Source organism: Streptococcus mitis, assembly GCF_026782865.1.
Lineage (GTDB): Bacteria > Bacillota > Bacilli > Lactobacillales > Streptococcaceae > Streptococcus > Streptococcus mitis_CG.
The window spans coordinates 1-8499 of sequence record NZ_JAKUXK010000018.1; the positions used below are offsets into that span (position 1 = coordinate 1).

An 8499-nucleotide genomic window follows, 5' to 3' on the forward strand; every position below is an offset into this window, starting at 1 on the left:
TCTGTACGGGCCAACTCTTTTCCTGTAGCGGACATCAAGGCGATGTCTGTTCCCAATAAGGACGTATAGCTCGTCATCAACTGATAGAGCTCATTGAATTGTTCCTGATACAGGTTCAATCCTTCTTCATTATACCACAAAAGAGAGCGTTTCCGCTCCCTTTATTACTCTGGTAATTCTACCTTCAAACTCATATCTGTAGGCTGCAACACTTTCTGAACCGCAGCAAGAAAGGCTAGTCCATTATCCGATGGAGAATATTGGAAAGTGATATGGATGACTTTTTTGTCAAACTTATCGCCGTATCGTGCCACATACTGCTTGCTTTCGAGGAAGTAGATATAGTTGTTGAGTTTTTCTTGAAGTTTCAAGAGATGTTCCTCTTCCAGAGACTCTATCCATTTGTTTTCATCAATCAACAACAACTCTAGATGGTCATCAGAGACACCTATCGCATCGATACTTGTAACGTCTAGTTCAATTTTCTCAACTGTTTTAATGGTTTTTACTACCTTTGGTGGATTGTAGTATTTTTCCTTGAATTCCTTGAGAATCTTCTCTACCTTTTCTTCATCACACTGTCTGTATAACGGACTACGGTCTAATACATTACAGAGTCTTTCATAAGTATACGTACGTTTCTGATCATCTGATAATTTTGAAATACTTTCTATAATATTTCTTACTAACTCATCTGTTTCAATAACAAAGGGAAGATTAGAATATTCAGTTAAAAACCAGTTTTGAATAGAGATATAATCAGTTACCTTATCTAATTTGACTAAGTCAATCGATAAGCTAAAATCCTTCAAGATGTCAAAAGTTCTTCTTGCTATATCCTCATCACCTTCTACATACAGAGGGAATAAGCAATATTCCATCAATACGCTAATGTCTGTACTGTCAAGTTCATAAGAATCTCGTTGCCGAAAACGATACTTAGTTTCTGTTCCTAGAAATGCTTCTGCTTCTTTCCCTTCCTTCATCACCTCTAGATAATGTTTGACAAAATATTTATAATTCTCTTTATTTTTCAATTTATATGCCTGCATTTAGTTACTCCATTGATTTATTCTGAAAATTCCTTCAATTTGCTCAATTTTATTAGTGCCTGGTTTATAGATACGTGGATTTTTGATTTCATAATAGCCTTGGCGTTCAATAGCGGATAGAAAATCACCGTAAGAATGCCCCGTTGTGTCAATCGTTGGCATAAGTAGTTCGCTGTTTAAAACCGTTAAATAATCTTTTTAAAAATCTAGTCCCATTATACCACAAAAAGAGAGCGTCTTTCGCTCCCTTTATTACTCCGGTAATTCTACCTTCAAGCTCATATCCGTCGGTTGTAATACCTTCTGAACTGCTGCAAGAAAGGCTAGTCCATTATCAGATGGAGAATATTGGAAGGTAATATGGATGACTTTTTTATCAAACTTATCACCGTATCGTGCCACATACTGCTTGCTTTCGAGGAAGTAGATATAGTTATTGAGTTTTTCTTGAAGTTTCAAGAGATGCTCCTCTTCTAATGACTCAATCCATTTGTTTTCATCAATCAACAACAACTCCAAATGGTCATCTGAAACACCCATCGCATCTATGCTTGTAACGTCTAGTTCAATTTCCTCAACTTCTTTAATGGACTCTATTACTTTAGGTGGATTGTCATATTTTTCCTTGAATTCCTTAAGAATCTTCTCTACCTTTTCTTCATCACACTGCCTGTATAATGGACTACGGTCTAATACATTACATAGTCTTTCATAGGTATAAGTACGTTTCTGCTCATCCGATAATTTTGAAATGCTTTCTATAATATTTCTTACCAATTCATCTGTTTCAATAACAAAGGGAAGGCTTGTATATCTTCTTAAACGACTACCTTGCATAGAAATATAATCAGTCACCTTATCTAATTTGACTAGGTCAGCCGATAAGCTAAAATCTTTCAAGATGTCAAAGGTTCTGCGTGCTATATCCCTATCACCTTCCACATACAAAGGATATAGGCAATATTCCATTAATACTCCAATATCTGTACTATCCACGTCATAAGAATCTCGTTGTCGAAAACGATACTTAGCTTCGGTCCCTAGAAAAACTTCAGCTTCTTTCCCTTCCTTCATTATTTCACGATAGTCTTTTACAAAATTTTGATAATCTTTAGGCTCTGGTATTTCAAATTTCTTCATTTATTTACTCCATTGGTTAATTCTACCTATTTCTATGTATTTACTCCATCTGTTGTTGAATGATAGTATTAAAACTTTGTCTTATTATAGCATAAAATAAATACAGAAAAAATAAAATGGGGAACTTAAGGAAAAAGAAAACCACCTGAAAAAAATATCAGATGGTAAACTTTTCAATCTTGAACAGACTAATAAGTTTCTTAGAATGTTATTTTTGTGATAACTTCTGCAACATTTCAGGAGAAATTGGGTCCACAAGAACATACTTGGCATCTAGCATATAGATTCCCTCAGTCAACGACTCTAAGAATTCCCGATAAGGAAGTTCGGCTAGTTTTTCGCCATCGGCTGTCATGATAAACAGTCGTGCAACTGCAACCTTACTTCCTCGATACTCTTGTAAATATTGAGGCTCTAGCTCTGGTTGAGATGGTAAGATTGTTCGTCCTTCACTATTTAGATAATTGATAGGGATAATGATATCCTCTCCATTTTGCTCTATTTTAAAAACTTGTTGCTCAGAGTAATAAGCATTTAGCTGTTGGGTAAAGCGCAAACGCTGGTCATAGCTATTTAAGAGTTGATCATCCGGCACATGGATAATCTGCCCTAGGTAGAGTTCATTGATGTAAATAGGACGTTTTACTCCCATAATTTCCACGATGGGATGAACTTTTACTTCCTTGGTCAATTCTGAAAGAGCTGATAAGAAAATATCCGTGAAATGAAAATCAAGAATGGAATCTTTATCATAGTCCACTCCATCATGTTCACACACACTTACATCTAAGAGAACCAGCAATGTTTTCAAGAACATCAAGGCTCCAGTCCAGTCAGAAGCAGTCGCCAAATCTGGAACAGATACCTGATAGGCTTGACCATCAAAGGATAGACGGAATCCTAGACTAGACTTCTCTTTGACCCCAAACTGAACAGAATGGAAATCCGAAATAAGAGAGTCCGCAGATGGCTTTAATCCTGCATCCTTAGCGGAAACGCTGTAACATTCAAAAAGTTCTGCTTGAAGCACCTCACCAATTCTTAGTGATTGGTTGCTTTTTATTGTAAAATTAACTGATTTCATCATAAACTACTTTCTTACTATCTTAACTATATAGGGAGATTTTTTCTAGTTCGAATTAGAGAAAACTTTTCTGCCTCGATTGGTAAAGAACAGTAATACAAATGTCCATACCTACTTTCAACTAAATTCTCCTCCTTCCATAATCCATTTCTATTTAAAAATTCTATATCGTCGGAAACAATCGTTACCCATGAATTGGGTTTATCTAAATTATCATCACTTCGTTGAAAAATATCCCATTTTTGTTCATTAAACCAAATATAATCTATAATTTTATATTTTTTTTCAACCTGTTTATCTGTCAAATATTTTCTATATTGTTTCAACTCTGAATCAAATAATTTATAACCATTATTCTCTGATAAAGGATCATAGGAAATCAAATAATATCCTGTACTATCACAATCAAAGTATTGATGTTCAATTCCATCAACCACTATGTATAATTTATCCATCATTCCTCCACGTAATACATTTTACCATTTTTCACAACTCCTACTAATACTTCCTCTCCTCCAACATTCAGATACATTTTTGACCCATCAGTTAGTTTGACTGAAGGAAATTTGGTGTCTGGCTTAACTATTTTATACTCCGGAATCAAATATTCATCAGACTTAATGAATCCATTACCCGATGCTGGATCAGCCTCTAGTTTTGTACCATCTCTATTACCTATCGGAATATCTATATAATCAGTGTCGTGTGTTCGAAATTCAATTCTGACAAATGCATCTGTTTTTAGTTTCAAATTACCATTCTGATCACGTACTGCAACCCTATTGCCATTTGCATCAATCATAGTTTCAACAAATGGAGAATTTTCATAATCAAGGCGCAAGCCATTCACTGCATCTTCAATGGTTTTAATATCAACCACATCTCCTCTTTTTGATATGAATCCACCAACACCCCATCCTTTAGAACCAAAATAATTATCTGCATCTTTAACAGGAATAATCTTCTGTAAAACAGTTTGTTCCGTTGGATTTGGTATTGATTTACGAATATCAATCATCATATCACACTCATATTGAGACATTTCAGTGATACGTGTATTCCTTAGCCTATTAAACTCATCCCAAGAAACACCATACTCTTTTAATTTTTGGTCAATGATTTCTCGAGTTGTTGATTGACTTGGTGATGGATTCGCTGTTCCCTTCACCCTCGGAAGTTCCCGACTAACTAATGGGGATTTGTTTAAGCCTAGTTGGAGTTTCTCCTTCGCCAGATACTGGTCAAAGTTACTGGATTCCCTCGCAAGTTTGCTTTCTTCCAGATTCTTCAGAATCTGTTCGCGGTTATACTTCGGTGCTTCGACATCGTGCACCCCCTTCACCCTCGGAAGTTCCCGACTAACTAATGGGGATTTGTTTAAGCTCCGTTGGAGTTTCTCCTTCGCCAGATACTGGTCAAAGTTACTGGATTCCCTCGCAAGTTTACTTTCTTTCAGATTCTTCAGAATCTGCTCGCGGTTATACTTCGGTGCTTCGACCTCTACTTTCACCTTATTGAGACTAAACTTGCTGGCTGCTGAGGAGACCGCATAACCTCCTACGATATTCCCGATAAAGTTTGCGGTTTGAGCGTCTTCCTCACTTCCACCTAGGAGCTTAGTCCCATGATAGGCAACCTGACCTGCTGTATAGGCACCGGCTTCCCCTATCGCAAACTGGGTCAAGCCCTTGACAGCGCTCTGAGTCTGCCCTATGGGAATCATAATGGCACTCGCCGTCACAAAGACATTCCCAACATCATGATACAGCTTATCATTCCCCATGAAAAGCGTATCTCGGATGAGATTATAGGATTTCGTATGGGTATCCCCTGCATTTCCAAGTTGGATGTTATGAATCCCTTCCGCTGCATTAGACGCCCCATAAGCAAACGACCCCAGTCCTGCGGTTAAGCCAGCCCCAACAACCAAGGGTGTCGCAAAACCCATGCTTCCTACAATCGCAAGAATACTAAACGCAACGGTCATCACACCAATTGCCAGGTCTTTCCAACCGTTCTTGGCTCGATCCTCCGCAGCCAAGGCCTCAAAACGAGCTTTGTCCCTCTCCTGGGCAGCCTCCACGCGCTCAACGCGACTCTCCATCTGCTTGCTCGCCTGTTGGTAGGCCATCGCAAAGCGTTGGACAGACTGGAGTTTGGCGAAATCACCCGACTGATAAGTCCCTACAGTCCGTGTCTTCCCTGCATGTTCTGCGATCAAGGCCTTAGTCGCAGACAAGAGTTCCTTAAAGGCAACCAAATCCTGACTCGCATGATTACTTTCATACTGGATGATCGAGTTGTCCAAGTTCTTGACCTGATTCATGAGAAAGTTATAGTTCATGACCGTACTGGTATGACTGCTTCCTGAATAGCTCACCAAGTCTGAAATCTTGTCCTTGGCTGTGTTCAAGAGCTCAATCTCGCTCTTTAGATTATCACGTGAACTCTTTAAATCACTATGAAGGGTTGTAAACATCTGACCCGGTAACTTTGCATGATTGCTTGAATCAATCTGGTAGTAGCCATCCTTGTACAGTAGGAGATTAGTTGAGTAGTCATTCATCAGGTTAACCAGAGTTTGAAGAAGAGTCCCGTGTACCTCTACTAGGTAACTGCGCATACTCGAGACGGCCTGACCTTGGAGATTTTGATTGTTGATGAAGTCGCTCATAGCCTTATTTAGACTAGCGATGGCCTCTTCCCAAGCATTCATCGTCTTTTGACTTTCCACTTGAACAGAGGTAATATCATCAAATTTTATCTTGTAACTCATAGAACCTCCCTACTGCAAGCCAGAAAACATTGTTTGTCCCAATACAGTATCTGTACGGGCCAACTCTTTTCCTGTACGATGTCTGTTCCCAATAAGGACGTATAGCTCGTCACCAGCTGGTGGAGTTCATTAAATTGTTTTTGATATAGGTTCAATCCTTCTTCATTATACCACAAAAAGAGAGCGTCTTTCGCTCCCTTTATTACTCCGGTAATTCTACCTTCAAGCTCATATCCGTCGGTTGTAATACCTTCTGAACTGCTGCAAGAAAAGCTAGTCCATTATCAGATGGAGAATATTGGAAGGTGATATGGATGACTTTTTTATCAAAGCTATCGCCATATCTCTCCACATATTGCTTGCTTTCGAGGAAGTAGATGTAGTTGTTGAGTTTTTCTTGAAGTTTCAAGAGATGCTCTTCTTCGGTATCTGGAAGCCAAAGATTGCCATCTATTAATAAAAGTTCCAAGTCTGTATCACTCGCTCCGATTGCATCAATTTCTGAAACATCTAACTGAATTGGAGTTTCTTTTATCCAAAATTTTGTTTTTATCAAACGATAAAGTCGATTTATTGCATCACTTTCATTTTTAAATTCGTCTCTTATCCAGATATCTTGGCGCTCATTAACCTCATATACTTTATATTGACTAGATTTCTCATCGTAATAGTATCCCAAGGTAAATTGACCTTCAAATCGTTCATCAAACGCAATATGAAATATCCCTATCTTATCTCTGTGTTTATTAACGAAATTTACTAGTTCTTGTTTCGTCATTTAAATTCCTCCATCATCCCCATATTCAGCATATCAATTCCTCCAAAAGGTGTTACAATCTGTTCAGCGCCACCTGACATATCACCCCATTCTGCCGCTTTCCCATGAACACCATACTTAATATCATCACTAGACATACTCAAAGAAGTAGATGTATCGGATATATATTTTCGATACTTATCCGACAGCTCTAAAAATTGGTCTTGTGACACCCCTTCAATTCCTTCTTCTCTCAAAATCCTATTAAAAGTCTTGATATCACCTTCACTGATAGCATCAATTTTATCAAAATAACTATCGGTTTTAAAGTTACCGTTATGGTAAGCTTTAAGATTTTCAACATATGGAATTGAACGTTGACTGTACGTATATGGTCCTTCGCTAGGAATATCCGAGAAGTTACCTCCTCCCATATGTCCAAACCGGTCCCATCGCTCTGGTAAACCAGAAGTTCTCGTTATAGGACGTACAGTTCCTTTTTTAAATCCTAATCTTTCTGGCCAATCATATGAAATCCAACCATCTTCAATTGATTTAACATATTGTGCATCAGAAGGAACATTGATATCTACTTTATCATCAAGCTCAGTAAAATACTTTTGAAGTTTTTGAACTTTTTCTTCTAAACTTAAGTCAGTTTTGTATAATTCACTGGTATACTGCGTCACCTTGTCAAAGCTTGATACTTTATCAATTGTAAAACTGTCTGTTTGTTTGGAAATCACATCAATTCGAGTTCCTGGTTCAATTTTAGTGCCACCTGTAAAGCGACCTTTTCCTTCACCTACGATAGTACCGCCATGTTTTGATAGATTTTCCAGAATATCTTGACGTTTAATGGACAAACCATCTTTTGCAGTTGTATAATCTTGAATGCGAATTTTTCCAGTTTCATCTACACCGACTGCTTTTAATTGGATACGTTGAATTTCATCTGCTGCATTACGTGTCTCAACAGTTATCCTAGTCTCGACATCTTTGAAATTTGTCTTGAAGTCATCAATCTTTGTAGTTGAAAACTCTCTGTAGTTAGCAAAATTTTGTTCAAATACATTATTTTTCAACTTCCAATCTGACATAGAGAGTGGTTTTTCTCCCACTCTCGTCTTTTGAACGACATAATCATTATAATCAGCCCTAATTTGCTTCATCTTCGGCAAGTCAGCACTAACTGTTGGATGGGTTTTCAGCTTAGCCAGGGTCTCATCAGCTGGGCTGGCTTTCAGATGCAGGTCTGACCTACTACTCAAACGTACATTAGCTGGTTCCAGCTTGGCTATTTGCTTGCCTTGAAGTGGGACATCCAGATGAGATGGTTTAGCGCTTGGTACATCTACTTTCACCTTATTGAGACTAAACTTGCTGGCTGCAGAGGAGGCCGCATAACCTCCTACGATATTCCCGATAAAGTTTGCGGTTTGAGCGTCTTCCTCACTACCACCTAGGAGCTTAGTCCCATGATAGGCAACCTGACCCGCTGTATAGGCGCCTGCTTCCCCTATCGCAAACTGGGTCAAGCCCTTGACAACGCTCTGAGTCTGCCCTATGGGAATCATGATGGCACTCGCTGTCACAAAGACATTCCCAACATCATGATACAGCTTGTCATTCCCCATGAAAAGCGTATCTCGGATGAGATTATAGGATTTCGTATGGGTATCCCCTGCAT

6 protein-coding genes and 3 pseudogenes are annotated in these 8499 nt (G+C 38.5%); all 9 read right to left on the reverse strand.

Features of this window, described 5'->3' with window-relative positions; all coding sequences use genetic code 11:
• Positions 1 to 164 precede the first annotated feature (164 nt).
• The gene (ifs, locus tag MK482_RS08855; RefSeq protein WP_268718532.1) at positions 165 to 1052 is read right to left on the reverse strand and encodes an NAD glycohydrolase inhibitor; all 888 of its coding nucleotides are present in this window, start codon (positions 1050 to 1052) and stop codon (positions 165 to 167) included.
• On the reverse strand, positions 1053 to 1214 hold the full coding sequence (locus tag MK482_RS08860) for a hypothetical protein (RefSeq protein WP_268718533.1): 162 nt from the start codon (positions 1212 to 1214) through the stop codon (positions 1053 to 1055).
• A gap of 90 nt (positions 1215 to 1304) precedes the next feature.
• Positions 1305 to 2192: an NAD glycohydrolase inhibitor gene (ifs, locus tag MK482_RS08865; protein WP_136937684.1), complete on the reverse strand. Its 888-nt coding sequence runs from the start codon at positions 2190 to 2192 to the stop codon at positions 1305 to 1307.
• 208 nt (positions 2193 to 2400) lie between these two features.
• Positions 2401 to 3276, reverse strand: a complete 876-nt coding sequence (locus MK482_RS08870; protein ID WP_136937687.1) for a DUF4299 family protein — start codon at positions 3274 to 3276, stop codon at positions 2401 to 2403.
• 26 nt (positions 3277 to 3302) lie between these two features.
• Positions 3303 to 3731 (reverse strand): hypothetical protein, encoded by a 429-nt coding sequence (locus tag MK482_RS08875; RefSeq protein ID WP_228113506.1) that lies wholly within the window; start codon positions 3729 to 3731, stop codon positions 3303 to 3305.
• 923 nt (positions 3732 to 4654) lie between these two features.
• Positions 4655 to 5380: pseudogene (locus tag MK482_RS09000) on the reverse strand (hypothetical protein); the annotation flags it as partial.
• A gap of 120 nt (positions 5381 to 5500) precedes the next feature.
• Positions 5501 to 6052, reverse strand: a pseudogene (locus tag MK482_RS09005) (T7SS effector LXG polymorphic toxin); the annotation flags it as partial.
• Positions 6053 to 6254: 202 nt separating this feature from the next.
• Positions 6255 to 6830 (reverse strand): DUF6572 domain-containing protein, encoded by a 576-nt coding sequence (locus MK482_RS08885; protein ID WP_261088297.1) that lies wholly within the window; start codon positions 6828 to 6830, stop codon positions 6255 to 6257.
• Positions 6827 to 8499 (reverse strand): annotated as a pseudogene (locus tag MK482_RS08890) (hypothetical protein); the annotation flags it as partial. The gene MK482_RS08885 and the pseudogene MK482_RS08890, both read right to left, overlap by 4 nt.